Origin of the sequence: Pseudomonas gingeri (genome assembly GCF_013386115.1) — a bacterium.
Classification (GTDB): Bacteria; Pseudomonadota; Gammaproteobacteria; order Pseudomonadales; family Pseudomonadaceae; genus Aquipseudomonas; species Aquipseudomonas gingeri.
Genome location: NZ_JACAOR010000011.1, coordinates 459,131 through 478,802, shown reverse-complemented (window position 1 = coordinate 478,802; position 19,672 = coordinate 459,131). Strand labels below are relative to the sequence as shown.

General features: G+C 59.2%; 12 protein-coding genes. 6 read left to right on the top strand and 6 right to left on the bottom strand.

The window, feature by feature from the left end:
• Positions 1-52: 52 nt before the first annotated feature.
• Positions 53-1,699, top strand: a complete 1,647-nt coding sequence (locus HX881_RS23220) for a hypothetical protein (RefSeq protein ID WP_177086801.1) — start codon at positions 53-55, stop codon at positions 1,697-1,699.
• 155 nt (positions 1,700-1,854) lie between these two features.
• Here the strand turns inward: HX881_RS23220 and HX881_RS23215 are convergent, their stop codons facing one another.
• A complete protein-coding gene (locus HX881_RS23215) occupies positions 1,855-2,550 on the bottom strand; it encodes a transposase (protein ID WP_177086799.1) in 696 nt (231 codons plus the stop codon).
• Between the two features lie 337 nt (positions 2,551-2,887).
• Here HX881_RS23215 and HX881_RS23210 point away from each other — a divergent pair, with 337 nt between their 5' ends.
• Both HX881_RS23210 and dusA read left to right on the top strand, forming a co-directional pair.
• Positions 2,888-3,385: a hypothetical protein gene (locus HX881_RS23210; protein WP_177086798.1), complete on the top strand. Its 498-nt coding sequence runs from the start codon at positions 2,888-2,890 to the stop codon at positions 3,383-3,385.
• Positions 3,386-3,570: 185 nt separating this feature from the next.
• Complete coding sequence (gene dusA, locus HX881_RS23205; protein ID WP_177086796.1) at positions 3,571-4,572, top strand: tRNA dihydrouridine(20/20a) synthase DusA; 1,002 nt, start codon at positions 3,571-3,573, stop codon at positions 4,570-4,572.
• 310 nt (positions 4,573-4,882) lie between these two features.
• On the opposite strand, the gene rssC is transcribed toward dusA, so the two are convergent.
• On the bottom strand, positions 4,883-5,365 hold the full coding sequence (rssC, locus tag HX881_RS23200; RefSeq protein WP_017127881.1) for an anti-sigma factor antagonist RssC: 483 nt from the start codon (positions 5,363-5,365) through the stop codon (positions 4,883-4,885).
• Entirely contained in the window at positions 5,365-6,546 is a 1,182-nt protein-coding gene (rssB, locus tag HX881_RS23195) for a two-component system response regulator RssB (RefSeq protein ID WP_177086794.1), read from the bottom strand. Before rssB ends, rssC begins: the two co-directional genes overlap by 1 nt.
• A 404-nt stretch (positions 6,547-6,950) precedes the next feature.
• Between rssB and HX881_RS23190 the strand changes: the two genes are divergently transcribed.
• Entirely contained in the window at positions 6,951-7,235 is a 285-nt protein-coding gene (locus HX881_RS23190) for a PilZ domain-containing protein (protein ID WP_017127879.1), read from the top strand.
• A gap of 80 nt (positions 7,236-7,315) precedes the next feature.
• Here HX881_RS23190 and HX881_RS23185 read toward each other — a convergent pair whose 3' ends face one another.
• Positions 7,316-8,002 carry an MlaA family lipoprotein gene (locus HX881_RS23185; protein WP_017127878.1) on the bottom strand — a complete coding sequence of 229 codons (687 nt, stop codon included), beginning with the start codon at positions 8,000-8,002 and terminating at the stop codon, positions 7,316-7,318.
• A 200-nt stretch (positions 8,003-8,202) separates the two neighbouring features.
• Between HX881_RS23185 and pcrP the strand changes: the two genes are divergently transcribed.
• Both pcrP and HX881_RS23175 read left to right on the top strand, forming a co-directional pair.
• Positions 8,203-8,814 carry an HAD superfamily inactivated hydrolase PcrP gene (gene pcrP / locus HX881_RS23180; RefSeq protein WP_177086792.1) on the top strand — a complete coding sequence of 204 codons (612 nt, stop codon included), beginning with the start codon at positions 8,203-8,205 and terminating at the stop codon, positions 8,812-8,814.
• A 121-nt stretch (positions 8,815-8,935) separates the two neighbouring features.
• Positions 8,936-9,199, top strand: coding sequence for a DUF4404 family protein (locus HX881_RS23175; protein ID WP_177086790.1), 264 nt, complete (start codon positions 8,936-8,938; stop codon positions 9,197-9,199).
• 78 nt (positions 9,200-9,277) lie between these two features.
• Here HX881_RS23175 and HX881_RS23170 read toward each other — a convergent pair whose 3' ends face one another.
• Positions 9,278-14,320: a dermonecrotic toxin domain-containing protein gene (locus tag HX881_RS23170; protein WP_177086788.1), complete on the bottom strand. Its 5,043-nt coding sequence runs from the start codon at positions 14,318-14,320 to the stop codon at positions 9,278-9,280.
• 269 nt (positions 14,321-14,589) lie between these two features.
• Positions 14,590-19,452 (bottom strand): NAD-glutamate dehydrogenase, encoded by a 4,863-nt coding sequence (locus tag HX881_RS23165; RefSeq protein WP_017127874.1) that lies wholly within the window; start codon positions 19,450-19,452, stop codon positions 14,590-14,592.
• Positions 19,453-19,672 lie beyond the last annotated feature (220 nt).

Sequence of the window (19,672 nt, the reverse complement as noted above, 5' to 3'; positions counted from 1 at the left end):
GTAAACGAATAAAAACCAAGAAAACTATTAATTTTGTTAATGGCGGGGAAATATGGATATAAACAAGCAGCACACCCCTATTGATGAGCCTGTCGCACAGATCAACAGCGCGGTCATTTCCGAGATTGCTAAACTAGTCAAATTCCGGCTTCAGCAAGACGCACCAACTGAGGAACAAACAAAGACAATTTTAAATCTCGCTTACGAGATAGCAATTGCGAAACTGCATAAACTGCTGAACTCTCGTCATCCAGCCAGTTGGATACTAGAAGCTTACAAGCAGACTTTTATGTGGACAGCTGTCTACAAACAGGAGCTCACCCCTTGGGAGGATTTCGAATCTCCAAAAGAGCTTGCACCTATTGGCAGGTTTGGTTGGCGCTATGCGATAGAGTATCTTCTCTCTAAAAAAAACTTAAACAGCATAAGTCGTGCCAAACCCACGTACGACGAGGTTTCTGAAGCCTTTACTTTGCTCAGCATTTCGGCAAGCTCCGCAGAATGGTCAAATCTTATCCACTTCTTTCCTGACGTCTACGGCCACGTCAAATTCGATTTAACTACCGAACATGGTTTGCTAACCCCATTATTGGATGACGCAGCAGAACCCACACTTGCAGCCCGTTCAAACTACATGTTCAAGAAGGAAGGAAATGAATGGAGCAAACTCACAACAGCAAGAGCTAAGTCTACAGAACTTTTTGTAGAGTCGACCCTTAGCACGGCTATGCAGGAAGAGCTTGGTTTCACGATTGCTCAGCTAAAAGCACTGATTGACACAATGTGCCGAACAATTCTCTCCTCTGGCTATACAATAATTTTACCAGGTCGATACATGATTGACTGGGCATCAGACGAAAGTGGAATACCGAAAGAAACCGTTGCCAAAATATTTGATTTTATAAACTTATCACCTAACTCGTTAGTAGCCATCGACAGGGACTTCCTTGACAAAAAGGACCCCATACGAATGATAAATTTCGCTGGCGTCAGAATTGACAACCTAAATCATCTTGGCGCAGTCTACCCAAAGTCAGCAACTAAAAAGCCGCATATAAAACAAGCAACCTGGCACATCATAATCAACATATTCATGCTGGGAGAGTGGTACGATACATTCATGTACAAGTGCTCTAATGGTCAGCGTCAAGATTTAAAATCTTATCCGGTTCTGAACTGTGCCTTGGAAAAGATTGAACAGTATCAGAGACGAGATGTATTTGAGTCTGTGATAGCTGACATTTTTAAGGCTCGTCAATTCAAGCGCATCCAAAGTTTAAAAAAATGGAGAACCCCAGAGGGGCATTCTATTCCCCTTCCCTGCGGCGAGATTGACATAATTGCTTACCATGAAAAATCAGAAGTGCTTTTTGTCGTTGAGTGCAAGGCTGGAGCACCGGCCTTAGACTCGAGAGGGTTTTCCCAACAACAAAAGGATCATTTCAAACAAAAAAAATACGATGAAAAATTTCGCTCTAAAATTAAGTGGATCAAAGAAAACACCCCTACCATTTTTCGCCTAAAAGAATTTGACGGCCAGCCCTACAATCTTGACTCGATCAAAGTTGTGCCTGTTTTTGTTACTCGATACCCCACCATCATTAAGTTTTATATAGAAGACTATAAGGTCATGACATTTGCGGAACTCGACGAATTCATCGTTTCTGCAATAACTGATGGCACAGAACCCAAAACATAAAATGCTCGCCTTCTGCCGCCCCCCGGTGGGCGAATGATCGATCTCAGGCATCTGACCTAACTCTTAATCATTCACAATTTTTGAAACAGGCTGAATGCCCCAATACACCCAGGTGCCGGGGCGTTCCAGTCTATTTTAAGGGGACAGATTTATTTTCATATACGCTTCGCTGGCCTTCCCTGCCCACGTCGCTCTATCCGCAAGCCCTTAACCGCCTCAATCTCATCAACAAAGCGAGTATTTCCAGTCAACTGCCCGCGCTGTAACGATTCTCGAATCAATGTCAATTCTTCAGATGAAATTTCCTGATTTACAAAATCCCGATATTTAACCCTTCGATCCTCCAGGGTGTGACCCAGGGCCTCAAAGCAAGGATCCGTATCAAGCCAATTATCGTAGGCCTGCTCACTAGAACGTAATAGATAACTTGACCAGATATAATCCTCTGGCCGAGAAACCATTCTTGCTCGAACTGGATTTAGCTCAATATAGCGACTGCATGCGAGTAAATAGTTATCTGATTGCACGAGACTTGATTTATAACGCCCCTCCCACAACGTTCCGGAACGACCTTCAAGCTTATTCCGATGGCGAGTCATTCGTGCGGCCAAAGCCTTCATTAACTGCCCGAGACCAGCAACCGACTCACCGGGAGCGAGCAACAGATGCACATGATTATCCATAAGGCAGTACGCATAGACCTTGACCCCGAATACGGCTTTCAGCTCACGTAAGTCATACAAGTAACGCTGAAAATCGCCAGCTTCTGCAAAAACAACCTGACGATTGTGCCCTCGCTGAACAATGTGATGCGGGTAGTTTGGCAAGACAACACGTCCCATTCTTGGCATGAAACCTCCTTCCGTGGAGATATCAGCGTAGCAAGTCGAAAAGGATCTGCCCTCTTTTCCTCAAAAATTAAATCCGTCCCCTTTTTCCTAGTCCCCTTTTTCACCCAAAAATTAAATCCGTCCCCTTTTTCATAAAAATTAAATCCGTCCCCTTTTCCCGCTTATATTCCTTAAAATTAAATCCGTCTCCTTTTCCCGTTCACATAGAGCCCGAATACAAACATTGACAGAGCGAATCGCTCCTACTAAGAATAAAAGCGCGGATCCAAGGTTAGGAATCGCGTAAAGGGAAAATTCTTCTCAGAATTTCAGCACATATGGATAAAGGGAATAAAAAATGTCTGACGCAATCTCAAACAAAGACCAAACCCCAGCTAAAACCTTCACCCTTTTCAACCAGAACGGCATCAAGATCACTCTGGATCTGCCTGGTGCATTGCAGATCAACCAGAACAGGCAAGAGCTCTATACTTCCGCTCCAGTACTGCACAACAGTACGATCTTTCCCATTAAATCGGCGAAGTTCATCATCCACCTCGATGACGTTCGCGATGCATCGAGCAACGTGATCGCGAACGTGCGGTGGTGGAACCCCAGTATTTTCAACGGGGAACAGACCATGGAGTTCAATGTTGAAGCGATTCAGCCCAATGAAACAGGCAAGTGCACCCCTGCTTCCAGTGGATACTCCCAAGTCCGGTGGGCTACCTCGGTGTCGAGTGGACGCGCCCAGGAAACCTTCACGAATACCCTGAACCTTGTCTCACTCATCTACGGACCTCTTCCTTCGAATACGACGAATCAAGCTGATGGGCCGATTATCCAGATTGGTTAACTGAATCTGTCATCACAGCGCCCGGTGCACCGCATCGGGCGTTTTGTATTTCAAAGACCAGCCCTCTCGCCTCCCCCGCCAGCCAACTCCATTTCCTGATAAACTCCACCCCATTCAGCCCCACGCCACTCAAGCCCGCGCCCTGCCCCATTCGCGCCGGCTGCGCCCACAGCGACCGATTTTCCATGCCCTTGAACGACGTTACCCCCACCCGCTCCGAGCCCTCTCGACGCTTCAGCGTGGCCCCGATGATGGACTGGACGGACCGCCACTGCCGGTTCTTCCTGCGCCTGCTTTCCAAGCACACCCTGCTCTACACCGAGATGGTCACCACGGGCGCCATCCTGCACGGTGATCATGAGCGTTTCCTGCGCTACAACGCTTCCGAGCACCCGCTGGCGTTGCAGCTGGGCGGCAGTGTGCCGGCCGATCTGGCCGCCTGTGCCCGCATGGCCGAGGACGCCGGTTATGACGAGGTGAACCTCAATGTCGGCTGCCCCAGCGACCGGGTGCAGAACAATATGATCGGCGCCTGTCTGATGGGACATCCCGAGCTGGTGGCCGATTGTGTGAAGGCAATGCGCGATGCGGTGTCGATTCCGGTGACGGTCAAGCACCGCATCGGCATCAATGGCCGGGACAGTTATGAAGAGCTCTGCGACTTCGTCGGCAAGGTGCGCGATGCCGGTTGCCGCAGTTTTACCGTGCATGCGCGGATTGCGATTCTCGAAGGCCTGTCGCCCAAGGAGAACCGGGATATTCCGCCGCTGCGCTATGACGTGGCCGCGCGGTTGAAGGCGGATTTCCCGGAGCTGGAGATTGTTCTCAACGGCGGGATCAAGACGCTGGAGCAGTGTCACGAGCATCTGCAGACGTTTGACGGGGTGATGCTGGGCCGTGAGGCTTATCACAACCCGTATCTGCTGGCGGAAGTGGATCAGCAGTTGTTTGGCAGTGAAGCGCCGGCGCTTTCCCGGGCCGAGGCGCTGGCGCAGTTGCGGCCCTATGTGGCGGCGCATATCGCCGACGGTGGGGCGATGCACCATATCACCCGTCATGTGCTGGGGCTGGGCACGGGGTTTCCGGGGGCGCGGCGGTTCCGGCAGTTGCTGTCGGTGGATATTCACAAGACCAAGGATCCACTGGCTCTGCTGGATCAGGCTGGGGAGTTGCTGGAGGGGCGGTAATGCGGCCGGCTATAGACCGTGTCATCGTTCTTCGCTGGCAAGCCAGCTCCCACAAGGACCGCGTTATCGTTTATCGCTGGTAAGCCCAGCTTCCACAGGGACCGCGTTATCGTTCTTCGCGGGCAAGCCCGGCTCCTACAGGGACCGCATTATCGTTCTTCGCTGGCAAGCCAGCTCCTACAGGGACTGCGTTATTGTTGTTCGCGGGTAAGCCCGGCTCACAGGGGCCAGCGGTGTTTTGGGAGCAGCGCAAAAAGGGCGACATCCAGGTGGATGTCGCCCTTTTTTGTACGCTCGTGGCGTCAGTCGCTCAACTGCGCTCCAGCGCGTTCACCAGGTCGTGAAACGCTTCGCGGTTGGAGTCGTTCAAGCCCATGAGGATCTTGTGCGCTTCCAGCACCTTGACCCGCACCACTTCTTCCGACTGGTCCTGCGAAGGCAGGTCGGTCAGGCATTCCGGGCACGGGATCGGGCGGTTGACGATGTTGAACACCTGGTCGAAACCCATGGACTGCAACAGACGGGTGATGTCGTCGTGGACGGTCACCACGGTCGGCAACAGGCCCACTTTCTGCCGCGACAGGATCGAGAGCTTGGCCAGCAAGCCCAGGGTGGTGCTGTCGATGCTGCGGGTTTCGGTCAGGTCGATCACGATCGCCGTGAAATTCAGCGCCGTGAAGATCTTCTCGATCGTGGCATCCAACGCTGAACACAGGGTCAGGCGAACTTCACCAACGAACTTCAGAACGAAGGTGCCATCCTGTTCGGCGAACTGGATTCTACCGGTACTCATCAAAGATTCCTGCTCAACACTAACAAGGCGATATCATCCGGCATCTCCCCTAGCGTGGCCAATCCAAAAACCTGGCGCAAGCCATCCAGGCTGCCGCCGGCTGTTCTCACCAATTCTGGCAAGGCAGCCTCTTTCTCTTTGAGTGTATCTTGCTGCAAAAGATCCAGAATGCCATCAGACATCAGTGTAAGACTAAATGTCGGCGGCAGTTCCAGAATGTGGTCTTCATAGGTGGCCTCGTTGAACAGGCCCACCGGCAGGCCACGGCCTTCCAGGTAACGCACGCTGTCCGGGGTGTACAACACCGGCAACGGCAGATGACCACCGATGCTGTAGGTCAACAGCCCGGTTTCTTCATCGATCACGCCACCCACCATGGTCACGTGCTTGCCCAGCTTGCAGTTGATCAGGCCACGGTTGATATGGCCCAGCACCTGCGAGGGGGTGAATTCCGGCAAGGTGCCGTTGCGCTTGGACTCGAACAGCAACCGCGTGGTCATGAACTTCAACAGCACGGTGACAAAGGCCGACGACGCACCATGGCCGGAGACATCCGCCAGGTAGAACGCCACACGCCGCTCATCGACCCGGAAGTAGTCGACGAAATCGCCGGACAGGTACAGGGACGGAATGATCTGGTGGGCGAAGTTGAAGTCGTCGATGCTCCAGGGACTGACCGGCAGCATGTTCATCTGGACCTGGCGACCGGCGTTCTGGTCTTCCTGCAACAGATGGAGGCTGGCTTCGAGCTCGCGGTTGGCGGTCTCGAGCTTTTCCCGGTAGCGCTGGTTTTCCAGCAGCAGGCGCGCACGGTCCAGGGCCCGGCGCACGGAGTGCTCCAGGACGGCGAGGTCTTCGAGGGGCTTGATCAGGTAGTCCGCCGCACCCAGGCGCAACGCTTCGACGGCATCGTTCATGACGCCCGCGCCCGAAACCACGATCACCGGCGTTTGCGGCGCGAGGTCGGTCACCTGGCGAATGAGCTCGAGGCCACCCATCTGGGGCATGCGCAGGTCGCAGATCACCAAGTCGGGCTGTGCTTGCTCGAATACCTGAAGTCCCTGCAGGCCGTTGCCGGCTTGCAGGACGCTGAATCCGCTGTCTTCCAAATAGGCCGCAAGGCTTGCGCGCACTACTTCGTCGTCATCAATTATCAGCAGCGTGGCACTGGTTTTTTGCATGTGGGCAAACGGCGCCAGAATTAGGTTGGCGTAGACGGCAAGGCTTTATGCCCGGCTCGTACTACTGGATTCACTCGAGAGCTGCCTGCACGACGATCATGCTGCGTCAAAAACAGGCCCGGAATGCTCATTGACAGCAGCCAACTCCACGTCCTCTCCTGTTTTTGCCTTGCCTGATCGCCGCTCGGCGAATTCTCGTACAGGCCTCAGCCTCTCTGTCTCGATCGGTCGGACGATCACGTCCGGTGCATCGGTATCAGAGGTGCCCTTCTAAGGCGCAGACGGTACTCCCATCCGCCGGGCGTTTCAAGCTCATGCCGATGGTCGCTTGAGGTCTTTACACCTCAAATCACCGGGAGTTATAAGAAGTGTGAAAACCACAACGGAATCGAAGGACAGAGTCCATGAGCCAAACCGATCGTGACTACAGTGAAAAGCGTGATTACATCCGGATGCGCGTCGATGCCGACGTGACGCTGATCCACGCCGGCCTGGAGATTTCAGCGGTGTGCCTGGACTTGTCCAGCACCGGCATGCAGGTCGAGGCGCCCCGGCAGTTCAACGCCGGCGACCGGATTTCGGTGCGCATCGACTCCGATCACCCGGCGCTCAAAGGCCTGGAGGCGGAAACCGAGGTGGTGTGGGCCAACGATCAGAAACTGGGCCTGCGCATCCTGAAAATGCGCTGAGCGCAATTACCCCCATGAAAAAGGCGACTCACCGAGTCGCCTTTTTTCGTTTGCGCGGCGCAAAGCCGGGGGGCCGGGGACTAGAAGTCGTCGACGACCTTGCCGTCCTTGACCTTGAACTCGCGGTTCTGCAGGTAGGCGTTGCGGATGAAGATGTACTTGTCGCCGCTGATCAGCTTCTCGCTCGACAGCAGGCTGGCCCGGGTGTCGATGATATCCAGGCCGAAGGTGATGTTGCGCGCCGGCACGTCGTTGATGTAGCGGTACGGTTCGGTGTAGCTGTCCACGTACTTGGACGGCGCATCGCGCAGGGTACTTGGGCCGAGGAACGGGATGACCACGTACGGACCGCTGCCGACGCCCCAGTGACCGAGGGTCTGGCCGAAGTCTTCGTCGTTGCGTTGCAGCCCCATCTTGGTGCCGACGTCGAAGAAGCCCGCCACGCCGAGGGTGGTGTTCAGCAGCAGGCGCGCGGTGTCGACACCGGCCGCCTGTGGCTTGAGCTGGAGTACGTCGTTGACCAGGTTGCCGACATCGCCGAAGTTACGAAAGATGTTGTGGATACCGTCTTCCAGGAATTGCGGCGTGACCGCCTGATAGCCTTGGGCCAAGGGTTTCAGGGCGTAGGTGTCCAGTGCATCGTTGAACTTGAAGATAGGACGGTTGACGCTTTCCCACGGATCTTCGTCCGCCGCCTGTGCGGCAAATGGCACCAGCGCAACGCTGGCACACAACGACAACTGAGCTAGACGATCGATCCAGCGCATAGAGAGAAACTCCTTGGATGAGACGGGATGCGGGGCGCCATGCCCTGATTGATGAGGCGCAGTATAAAGCGGATGCCCGGGTTTAGGCAGTATGACTCGGACAAGTCCTACAAAGAATTACAGGTTAGGCCAAGGACGTGCAGTCATCCAATTGTCATGGCGGCGCCTTATTCTGCGCAGTCATCATCAGGGACGCTGCCATGCCACTACCCGCCGTCGCACCTTTGCCCGCGCCCACCGCCCTGCTTTTCGGCCTGACCGGTTGCCTGGTGGATTTCGGCGCCCGCGCCCGCCCGCACCTGGATCCGGACGAACACAACCACGCCACGCCGGGTGCACTGGAGATTCTCCAGGGCCTGCAACAACGCGGCGTGCCCTGCGCCTGGCTGGATGAATTGCCCCACACCGTCAGCCAACCGCTCGCCGCGACCCTGCCCGACTGGATCAAACCTTCCCTGACTCCCGCCAACTGCGTGCAGTGGCCGGCGCCCAATGCCTGCTGGCATGCGCTGATGGCGCTCGGCGTGGAGCAACTGGAAGGCTGCGTGCTGGTCAGCGGCGAACCGCGCCTGCTGCAATCGGGCCTGAACGCCGGGCTGTGGACCATCGGCCTGGCTTCCTGCGGGCCCCTGTGCGGCCTGTCGCCCATGGAGTGGCAGGCACTGCCGCAGAAGGAACGGGAACGCAAGCGCGGCAAGGCCACCGTGGAGCTGTTCAGCCTCGGCGTGCACTCGGTGATCGATCACCTCGGTGAACTGGCGACCTGCCTGGACGATATCGCCCTGCGCCGGCTCAAGGGCGAGAAACCCTGAGCACGGGTCTTGATCAGGATCAGGCACGGATCGCCGTCGTGGATTACTCTGAAAGGCAGGCACAGACCTTTATCGCCGTACGAAGGTCTATGCCAGAGACTATCCATAGAAGGAAACCACCATGCCTGCCCGCGAACTGCAAGAACAACTCGATACCCTGCGCGAGCAACTTGAGCAGAATCCACCGCTGTCCGAAGCCGAACGTGAAAACCTGCAGGACCTGATGCGCCAGATCGAACTGCAGTTGAAACTGGAAACCGCGACCCAGGACAGCAGTGTGGCCGACGGCGTCAACCTGGCGGTCGAGCGCTTCGAACTCGAACACCCGGCCATCGCCGGCACCTTGCGCAATATCGTCCAGGCCCTCGGCAATATGGGGATCTGACCCACCGATAGCTGAGCCAGGCCCCTTGGCGGCCCGTCCCGATCCGGCACAGCGCCGGCTGCGTTCAAGGGGCGGGCTTCACGGATCCGGGCTTTCGGGCGCCTGGGCACGGTCCAGTGCCTGCTGGGTGATCCGCACTTCCCCGGCTTTTCGTTCGCGATCGATCGCTTCCAGCGCCTGTTCATAGACGCTATCGTCCATTTCCCGGCCAACGGGAATATCCGCCTCGGCAATCCCCAGGACACTCGCGCCCTGCTTCACCGTCGCGGTCCAGCCGGCGATTTCCCCGGCCGAGGCCTGCGGCTGCCGCGCCAGGCCTTCCAACGCCTCGCGCAGTTCTTCCAGGGTCTGCAACTGTTCCTGCGCGACGACCGCATGCCGTTGCGTCTCGGGCAGGGTCTCCAGGTAATCCCTCCAGAGCGGTTGTTCAAGCAGCAATTCGACCTGCCTGCCGGGTACGTTCTCGGCAGCCAGGATGCGATCGCCCGCTTCCCGGGTCATGTCCCGGGTCACATTGCTGGCGCCGCGATACAGCATGGTCAGGGGCTGCCAGGGCAGCGCCAGGCGCTTGGCGAGATCGACACGGTAGGCCAGGTAGATCTCGACCTCATCGACATGGGGCCAGCGCTCGTCAGCGGCCGCGGCCGCCACCTGCCCCGCCGCCTCGATTTCGGCCTCGCTCAGGCCCAGCCCGCTCGCCGTCGCGACGGCCTGCGCCCTGGCGTCCTCGATATGGCCGGCCCGGGTGATCTCCTGGCTGGCGGTTTCGACCTTGGCGATATCGTTCAGTCGGGCCAGGCGCGAGCGCCCCAGGGCCAGCCGCGTGTATGCCGTTTCCCTGGCATCATCCGCCAGTTGCTGCGCCTCGTAGAGCAGGACCTCGCCCCCCAGGCGGCTGAACACCTCGATAAAGCCATCGGCACAGGTTTCCAGGTCGCTCGTCCAGTCGAACAGGAGCTGACGCAAGCGGGTGTCGGCCACCGCCGCCTCGATCATCCGCCAGACCCGCCGGATCAACTGATCCCGGTATTCGACGCGATAGTCCGCCGAGTAACGCAGCGCGGCAATCGACTCCAGGAACGTCTGGCTGCCCGGCTCATCGACCATCAGGCTCCACAAGGTCCTTAGCCGTTCCTGTTCGGCAACCGGGATACTGCTGTTCAGCCAGTTTTCCACGACCGGCATCAGCTTCGGCACCCCCTGCTCCAGGACGCCCGTGTCCTCAGGCAGGGTGAAGCGTATCGAGGGGCGGTCAATGAACTGGGCGATCGCATAGCGTGTCGGCGCATCGAAGGGATTGCCATACAGCAATACCGTTCTCATCCTGCGACTGCTCAGGCTGTAGAAGCTCCAGGGGATCGAGGTCAGGCGGTTTCCCTGCAGGTCCAGCACGGCCAGATCGAGCAGGTCCAGGGCCCCGAGGGGCCAGATGGACAACCCCGTACGCTGCAACTGGAGCCCTTGCAGCCTGGGCATCCCGCTGGCGCTGAACATCCCCAGGGGGTTGCCGTCCAGGTTCAGTCGCCTCAGGCGTTTCAGACTGCGCAGTTGCTGCCCCAGCGTCACGGTCCAGACGATCCGATTGCCGTTGAGTTGCAGCCTGCGCAACTCACTCATCTCGCCAATGCCGACCGGCAGCCGCGTGAGCCTGCCCCCGGAGATCTGCAACTCGCGCAACTGGGTGAAACACTTGAGAAAGGTATCGAGGTCGCGGCGATCGCGCTGCCCGACCAGGGTCAGCTTCAACGAGACCACATGATCGAAACTGCCCTCTTCGAGTTCCGGCAACTTCAGCAGGCGCTCGCCCGACAGGTCCAGTTCATGCCCCAACGGCTGGCCGCCGGCATCGAGCAGCGGCGGCGACTCCCGGCGCCAGCACCTGCGGATCCGCTCCACCACCCGTGACTTGGCCGCCTTGTTGACCAGCCAGCCGCCGCTGCTGCCACGCTCGTACTCACCGTCGAGCCGCCAGTATTCCAACATCAGTTTCAGTCGTTGGTACTCTTCCTGCTGTTTCTTGAGGGCCCTCAGGAAAACCCCGTCATCCGCCCCTTCAACCGTCAGGAACCGGCGGACCACCTCCACGTCCTGGCCGGGATAGAGCTTGTCCACCAGCAGTTGCAAATGACTCGACGACACCCTATGCACACCCTGCCGACCGCCGAGCGGATAACCGATCCGGCCATCGCTCAAACGCATGGGCGACCTGAATCCGGGCTTGATCGCCTGCATGCCCAGCAACGAGCGAACACGTGGGCGCGACAACTCCAGGTGACGTGCCACCGCCTGCCTGAACAACTCCGGGGCGGTGGTGCGCGAAAAGCCCAGTGCCTGGAGCCGGTTATCCGGCAGCGCCTGCAACAGCGCCATCTGGAGATCGCCAGGCCGGGGCTGCCCTTCGATCACATAGCCCCCCGACGTGCGCAGCAACGCCAGCGGCGTGTCGGAGGTCGGTCCCAGGCTGTCGAGCAGGCGTCGCCCGCCCGGTGCCAGCTCGGCGGGCTCATACAGCTCGACGCGCAGGTTTTCCGACCAGCCCGGCAGGTTCTCCAGTGAATGCAGGAACAACCGGTCGGCATCCAGGCTGACCGAAGACTCGATGAAAAGACCTTCATAGGCCCGGGCGATACGTACCTGCTGCGCATACCGGCGGCTTTCTTCCGCCAGCCGCAGCGGCACCCTGCCCGCCTCCAGCGACGCCACCTCATAGCTGTTGGCCGCACCGGTCAACTCATCGGCAATCATCGTCGGCAGGTTGGGGAAATCACGCTTGAACAAGGCGGCAAAGGCATTGCGCGACCGGCTGCGAAATTGGTAATAGGCCTCGAACAGCGCGCTGCGCTGGTTGCGGGCCTCGTCGGCAAGCCGTCGGTTCAGCGCGGTCAGCTGTTCGGCATCGGTCAATCGCGCCTGGCCCGGCTGGCGCCCGAGCAATGTATCGACCTCTTCCCGGTCAAGCCCCTGCAACACCACCTGGAGCAGTTCGGCGTCATGGATCTGGGCTTCGGTCACGGTCACCACCGGCAACCGCGCCTTGTCCGGCGGACCGTATTCCTTCAGCACCCGCCCTTCGCCATTGACGAACCGCAACACCCGGGTCGGCGGCCACAAGGCTTCCAGCAACTGTTCCTGGATATGCCAATCGACCACGCCACCATTGGTCGTACCGGTGTCGATAAACCGCTGGATATCCGCATCGATCCGGAAGCGCTGCACCGTGTCGTTGAGCAGCGCCGGGCAGCTCATCTGATCCAGGTACACCGGCCGCAACTGATCGGCCTCCACGCCGCTGATGGTCATGATCCGGGTCGCCTGTTCCGGGGAAAAATCCGCCACTTCGGGCCCCAGGCGCGCAAACAGCTTGAACGCATCCCACTGCAACGGTTCCTCCAGCTCATGGGTCCAGGCGCCCGAGCCGTTGTGACTGAACAGCGGCGAATAGGTCGTGCGGGTGGGATGCTCGGCGCGATACTCATGGCTGACACGAGTGGGACTGAGCCGGTAGTAGTCCCCGTCCAGCGATAGATAAGTACTGGCATTGCGCGTGTGCAGGCCCGACGCGTCGGGCCTGAGGCCTTCGGGCAGGGCCGGAGCCTGTCGATAGGGGGCAAGGTCGGCTTTCCATAAGCGGGTGTCACCGTCCGCCAGCCTGACCTGCTTGAGGCTGTCGATAAAAGCCGTCGCCTCGGTATTGCGGGCCAGGGCCTGTATAAAGGCGCCGAGTTCCAGGTTCAGCACCACACCGAGAAAGGCCAGTACGGCCTGCTTTTTGTCGTCGTGGTCCCACGCCTCGATGCCTTCGTAGACCTGGACCAGCATCTGGGCCGCAGCCACCGCCAGCATCGCCTCGCCCAGGCCCGGCACGAAAAACAGCAGGTTGACGCCCCAATCCAGGAAGGCATGCCAACGGGCGCTGCGGGTCTTCTTGTCCTCCGCGCCCGTCGACACCGCCAGTAACCGGGCATCATCGAGCATCTTGTCGGTGTGCTGCGCATAGAGCTCGAAAAAGGGATCGCCGGTGATCCGCGCGAGCTGCAACTGCAAGCGTGCCTGCTCATCAGGCACCCGCCGGCCGGTTTCGCCACTCACGGGATTCAGGCGTTCGTTCAGCACGGCGAAAAACACCGGTTGAGAACGCAGATGAAGGTAGCGCCGAAACTCGTGCCGATACCCCGGGTCACGCAGCCGGCGCCGAAGATCATCCTCGAAGGCCGCCAGGCTCGAATACTGCTTGAGCGCCTGTTCGCCATCACCGGACAGGTACACCACACAGGGACAGGATTCACCGCTGCTCGGGACGTCGAAACGGATCAACAGGACGCCCTTGAGCAAAGCCCCCCGATAGCCACCGTCAGGGATGCGCACATCGAGCATCTTGATTTCATGAAACTGCACGGCATGCAGGCTCCAGAGGGGACTGGCGTTGCCGCCGACCCACTGCTTGAGCATCCGGTAGGACGAGTCGTCGATATGCCCTTTCATCACGGCAATATCGGCCTGGAGCGCCAACTCGGAGATTTCGTTGGTCATGAACAATCGACGAAACTCGTCATCGCGTTGCCCGGAGGCATTCTTGCGCAACAGGAAAGACTCGATATGCTCTTTATATTTACCGCCCAGGTCCAGCTCGCGACATAACCGCGCAAATACCCGCGGCGTAAACTCCTTCAGCAATACGCCTGAAGTCTTGCGCAATATCTGCGAGCCTCTATCGAAACCAAAGTAGGTCGTTTCACTCTCTTCGAAGTTCTGCAATGCGGCCTGCAACAGTGTTTGTTGCGTCAACCGTTGCTGATAGGGTGTGGACAGTGTTTGCGCCGCCAGTATGTGAACATGCCTGAGCTGGTCCTCATGCACGTCCAGGCCCGGGCCGAACTCCTTGTCCAGGGCGCCTTGCAGAAGCGGCGCGGCAAACGCCTCCGGGCTTTGCAAAGCGCGCAGATACGACGCCAGACGAGCCTTGTCCGACTGATGGCGCCGCAGGCTGTCGGTGTAGGCGCTACGGGTCGCGAAGGGTGCATCCTTCATCCAGGCCGGCAGCCGGCTGGCCACCAGGGCATGATAGCCCTCGCCATCAAGTACCACGGCGACATTCGATGTTTCAAGAGCAGAAACAGTCATCAGCAAAAAACCTTGAATAACCTCAATCGCCTTATACTAATCTTCATCCCCCTGATAAAAAGTTCAAATAGCCAATCGCTTCCGCGCTCCTTCCATCTATATTATCCACCCATGAAATATCTATTAACGCCCTCCCACAATAAAACCAGCAAACAGCCTTTCGGCTGATCGCAAACTCCTTTCATAAAGTGCAAATACGCATGTACCGCCATCAATAAAAAAGCCCCGACTCTCACGAGTCGGGGCTTTCAGTTACCACTTGTTCCAGGCTATGCGAGTACGGGTTGACCACTCATTGCCAGGTCCATCAACTCACGGTTGGCCACTGCGTACATGGCGTAGTCGGTGCCGCTGGCAGCACGGATTTCCACCAGCATTGCACGCCAGCGATCGGCCATGCTCGCGTTCTGCTCCAGCCACAGGGCCACGCGGGCTTCCATGTCTTCCGGCGCGTCGGCCAGTTTCAACACGGAGATGGTGATCGCCCGCTGCTGCCAGTCGACATCGTCGCGGAACGCTTCGCGGGCCTGGGCCTGCCAGTTGTTGCCGACACGCAGGTCGCTGATCTGCTGGGAATACCAGGTCAGGTCCAGGGCACTGCCCACCGCGAAGTAGGCCTTGGCCACTTCGGCGGCGTCGTGACCGGTGACATCAGCCGCTTCGATGATCGGCAACAGGGTGTACAGGTGCGTGGTACCGGCCACCATGCGCGCCAGCAACTCCGGTACACCGGCCTGGACATAGGCCTGGTAGCGGGTCTGCCAGACTTCGCGGGTCGGACCTTCCAGCAGTTCGTCGAGCTTGAGGCCCAGGGCTGCCAGGTGCGGACCGAAGTGCGCGACGTCACGGGCGGCATCCTGCTCGTTGCGACGGCTGCGCAGGAACCAGCGCGTGGCGCGACGGCCCAGGCGCATCAGTTCGTCCATCAGTTCCAGTTGGGTCTCGGCCGAGACCTTGTAGTCCAGGGCCTCGATCTGACGGAACCAGTGCGGGAGGTGGAAGATGTCACGCACGATGACATAGGCACCGGCGACATTCGCCGGGCTCATGCCAGTGGACTCCTTCAGGCGCTGCACGAAGGTGATGCCCATGTGGTTGACCAGGTCGTTGGCGATCTGGGTACTGACGATTTCACGCTTCAGACGGTGACGACGCATGGCATCGGCGAACTTGCTCACCAGCGTCGGCGGGAACGCGGTTTCCATGTCGCGGGTCAGGTACTCGTCGTCCGGCACCTTGGAGTCGAGCAAGGCAGCCTTGAGGTCGATCTTGCTGTAGGAGATCAGCACCGACAGTTCGGCACGGGTCAGGCCCTGGCCGGCCGCCACACGCTCCACAAGCTGCTCTTCCGACGGCAGGAACTCGATGGCGCGGTCCAGCTTGCCACGGCCTTCCAGGTCGTTCATCAGGCGCTTGTACTCGGCGATCCGGTCGTAGGCACGACGGGCTGCCAGGGACAGGGCCTGGGTCTGCTTGTAGTTGTTGCCGAGCACCAGGCCACCGACCTCGTCGGTCATGCTGGCCAGCAGCTGGTTGCGCTGCTTGTCGGTCATATCGCCAGCCTGCACCACTTCGTTGAGCAGGATCTTGATATTCACTTCGTGGTCGGAACAGTCCACGCCACCGGCGTTGTCGATGAAGTCGGTGTTGGAGCCGCCGCCATTGAGGCCGAACTCGACGCGACCGAGCTGGGTCATGCCCAGGTTGCCGCCCTCGCCCACCACCTTGCAGCGCAGTTCGTTACCGTTCACGCGCAGTGCATCGTTAGCCTTGTCGCCGACATCGGCGTGGCTTTCGCTGCTGGCCTTGACGTAGGTACCGATACCGCCGTTCCACAACAGGTCCACCGGCGCCTTGAGCAAGGCGTTGAGCAGTTCGGTCGGGGTCAGCTTGTCGGCGCTGATGTCGAAGCGCTCTTTCATCTGCGGGGAGATCGCGATGCTCTTCGCGCTGCGCGAGAAGATACCGCCGCCTTCGGACATGATGCTGGTGTCGTAGTCGGACCAGGCCGAACGCGGCAGGTCGAACAGGCGCTGGCGCTCGGCGAAGCTGGAAGCCGGCTCCGGGTTCGGGTCGATGAAGATGTGCAGGTGGTTGAAGGCCGCGACCAGCTTGAGCTTGTCGGACATCAACAGGCCGTTGCCGAACACGTCGCCGGCCATGTCGCCGACACCAACCACGGTGACGCTGTCTTCCTGGACGTTGATGCCGCGCTCGCGGAAGTGACGCTGTACGCCCACCCACGCGCCCTTGGCGGTAATGCCCATCTTCTTGTGGTCGTAGCCGGCCGAGCCGCCGGAAGCGAAGGCGTCGCCGAGCCAGAAACCGTAGTCGATGGCAATGCCGTTGGCGATGTCGGAGAAGGTCGCGGTGCCCTTGTCCGCCGCTACCACCAGGTACGGGTCATCGTCGTCATGACGCACGACGTTGGCCGGCGGCACCAGGGCGCCGTCCTTGAGGTTGTCGGTGATGTCCAGCAGGCCGGAGATGAAGATGCGATAGCAGGCGATACCTTCGGCCGCGATCTCGTCACGGCTGCCGCCCAGGGGCAGGCGACGCGGCAGGAAGCCGCCCTTCGCGCCCACCGGCACGATGACCGAGTTCTTCACTTGCTGGGCTTTTACCAGGCCCAGGACTTCGGTGCGGTAGTCTTCCTCGCGGTCCGACCAGCGCAGGCCACCGCGGGCGACGTTGCCGAAGCGCAGGTGCACACCCTCGACCCGTGGCGAATAGACGAAGATCTCGAATTTCGGCACCGGCTTGGGCAGCTCGGGGATCGCGTGCGGGTTGAACTTGAAGCTGAAGTACGACTTGTTCTGGCCGTTGGCGTCAGTCTGGTAGAAGTTGGTCCGCAGGGTCGCCTTGATCAGGTCGAGGTAGCGACGCAGGATGCGGTCTTCGTTCAGGACCTGGACGTCGTCCAGGGCGGTCAGGATCGCCTGCTCCAGGCGCAGTTGCTTGTCGTCGAGGTCGTCGGCGCTCAGCTTGCGGGCCAGGTAGAAGCGGGTCTTGAACAACCGGGTCAGTTCGCGGGCGATATCGGTGTGGTTGTTCAGGGTGCTGGCGATGTAACCCAGGTCGAAGCCCAGGCGGATCTGCTTCAGGTAGCGGGCGTAGGCACGCAGCAGCGCCACGTCGCGCCATGGCAGGCCGGCGGTGAGCACCAGGCGGTTGAACGCATCGTTCTCGGCATCGCCACGGACGATGTGGACGAAGGCGTCCTGCAGGGTATCGTTCAGTTGCTGGATATCCAGGTCCAGGCCTTCGGCAGCGGTGAAGGCGAAGTCATGGATCCAGAACTCGCGACCGTTGCTGTGACGCAGGCGATACGGGAACTCGCCCAGTACGCGCAGGCCGAGGTTTTCCAGGATCGGCAGGACATCGGACAGTGCCAGCGGGGTATCGGCGTGGTAGAGCTTGCAATGCAGCTCGCGCTGGCCGGACACCTGGCCCAGCGGCTGGTAGAAGCTCATGACCAGCGGGTTGGCTTCGGTCAGGCTCAGCAGGTGCTGCATGTCGACCACGGCCGAATGCGCGGCGAAACGCTCGCGGTAACCGGCCGGGAAGCCTTTCGGGAAGTCCGACAGCACATTGGTGCCGTGGGCTTCGCCGAAGCTCTCGACCACCAGGCTGGCGTAGTCGTCCTGCCAACTGCGGCAGGCCTGGACCACTTCTTTTTCCAGCAGGACCGGATCGATGTCCAGGCGGTTCTTCGGATCGACCCGCAGAATCAGTTGTACACGGGCCAGCACGGACTCGGAGAAGAAAGTCCAGAACTCGCAGTCGGTGGCTTTCAGGCGATCCATCAGCACTTGCTGGATCTTCTGGCGCACTTCGGTGGAGTAGATGTCACGCGGCACATAGGCCAGGCAGTAGCAGAAGCGACCGTACGGGTCTTTGCGCAGGAAGACGCGGATCTTGTTGCGTTCCTGGATCTGCACGATCGACATCACGGTGCTGAACAGCTCGTCCACCGGCGTCTGGAACAGGTCGTCGCGCGGCAGCACTTCGAGCACCTGGGCCAGTTCCTTGCCCAGGTGGGCCTTGGACTGGAAGCCGGAGCGGTGTTCGATTTCCTCGACCTTGCGGCGGATATACGGAATCACGCGCACGCTTTCGCCATACACCGACGAGGTGTAGAGACCCATGAAGCGGCATTCCTTGACCACCTTGCCGTCGGCGTCGATCACCCGCACCGAAACGAAATCCGGGTAGGCCGGGCGATGCACGCGGCTCGGGTGCGCGGCCTTGGCGAACGACAGCGGGGTCGGCTCGGCCAGGTAGTTCACGGCGTAGTCTTCGATGCGCAGGTCATCGGCGGTGAGGCCGGCACGCAGCAGCTTGGTCAGGCCGAGGAAGGAATTCTGGTCATATTCGATGTGACCGCCGTTCTGGTCGTCACGGACCACGAACTCTTCGTAGCCGAGGAAGGTGAAGTGGTTGCCCACCAGCCATTCCAGGAAACTCTTGATCTCGCTTTTTTCATCAGCTTCGATGGCGAACTGGCTGTTGTCGATGCCTTCGATCAACTGCTGGACCTTGGCCTTCATCGGCTCGAAGTCAGCGACCGCGACCCGGACTTCCGCCAGAACCTGTTCCAGTTCTTTTGACAGCACGTTCAGTTCGGCGGCGTTGGCACAACGGTCTATCTCCAGGTACATCAGCGATTCGTGAAGAATCCCCTCGCCCTGGGTGCCTTTTGGCAGGATTTCGAGCAGTTCGCCCTTGCTGCCACGGCGCACGCTGAGCACGGTGGTTTGCAGGGTATGGATGCTGTAGCCGCGGCGGTTGAGTTCTGTACGCACCGAATCCACCAGGAATGGCAGGTCGTGGTGCAGGACTTCGACGGCGGTGTGGGTCGACTGCCAGCCATGGCGTTCGTAGTCGGGGTTGTAGACCCGGACTTGTGGCTGGGCGTGATCGAAGCGCTCCAGCAGGCGCCAGGCCGACAGGGTGCAGCCGGCGAGATCGGAGAGCCGACGCTGGGTCAGCTCGTCCAGGGAAATGATGCCGAAGAACTGTTCAGCAAACAACGCCACTTGTGGCAGTGCCTGTTCGCTGATGTGCTGCGCCAGTGCCGCTTGCAGTTGATGCTGGAAGTCGGCTTTGCTGGCTGCGGTGAAGAACGCCATCTGTGGTACTCCGCTTGGGCTTGTTATAGAGAGAAGCGTCGCGCGTTTTCCCCGTAAAAAGGGGTCCTGCATCACTCTGCAGGGTATATCTGGGCAGTGCAGAGTGACAGGTTGATGAAGCTGGCCGCGACCCAGGGGTCACATTCACGTTCGAAGATTAGCTTCTTCGGGGGCCGCCGCCGATTCTACAGGCCGGGCCCGGGGAGAAAACTATCCGTTG

What these genes read in the sequence shown, in the direction of transcription:
- HX881_RS23170 (WP_177086788.1), bottom strand. Translation starts at nt 14,320, where the DNA reads ATGACTGTTTCTGCTCTTGAAACATCGAATGTCGCCGTGGTACTTGAT.
- HX881_RS23215 (WP_177086799.1), bottom strand. Translation starts at nt 2,550, where the DNA reads ATGCCAAGAATGGGACGTGTTGTCTTGCCAAACTACCCGCATCACATT.
- dusA (WP_177086796.1), top strand. Translation starts at nt 3,571, where the DNA reads ATGCCCTTGAACGACGTTACCCCCACCCGCTCCGAGCCCTCTCGACGC.
- pcrP (WP_177086792.1), top strand. Translation starts at nt 8,203, where the DNA reads ATGCCACTACCCGCCGTCGCACCTTTGCCCGCGCCCACCGCCCTGCTT.
- HX881_RS23165 (WP_017127874.1), bottom strand. Translation starts at nt 19,452, where the DNA reads ATGGCGTTCTTCACCGCAGCCAGCAAAGCCGACTTCCAGCATCAACTG.
- rssB (WP_177086794.1), bottom strand. Translation starts at nt 6,546, where the DNA reads ATGCAAAAAACCAGTGCCACGCTGCTGATAATTGATGACGACGAAGTA.
- HX881_RS23210 (WP_177086798.1), top strand. Translation starts at nt 2,888, where the DNA reads ATGTCTGACGCAATCTCAAACAAAGACCAAACCCCAGCTAAAACCTTC.
- rssC (WP_017127881.1), bottom strand. Translation starts at nt 5,365, where the DNA reads ATGAGTACCGGTAGAATCCAGTTCGCCGAACAGGATGGCACCTTCGTT.
- HX881_RS23190 (WP_017127879.1), top strand. Translation starts at nt 6,951, where the DNA reads ATGAGCCAAACCGATCGTGACTACAGTGAAAAGCGTGATTACATCCGG.
- HX881_RS23175 (WP_177086790.1), top strand. Translation starts at nt 8,936, where the DNA reads ATGCCTGCCCGCGAACTGCAAGAACAACTCGATACCCTGCGCGAGCAA.
- HX881_RS23185 (WP_017127878.1), bottom strand. Translation starts at nt 8,002, where the DNA reads ATGCGCTGGATCGATCGTCTAGCTCAGTTGTCGTTGTGTGCCAGCGTT.
- HX881_RS23220 (WP_177086801.1), top strand. Translation starts at nt 53, where the DNA reads ATGGATATAAACAAGCAGCACACCCCTATTGATGAGCCTGTCGCACAG.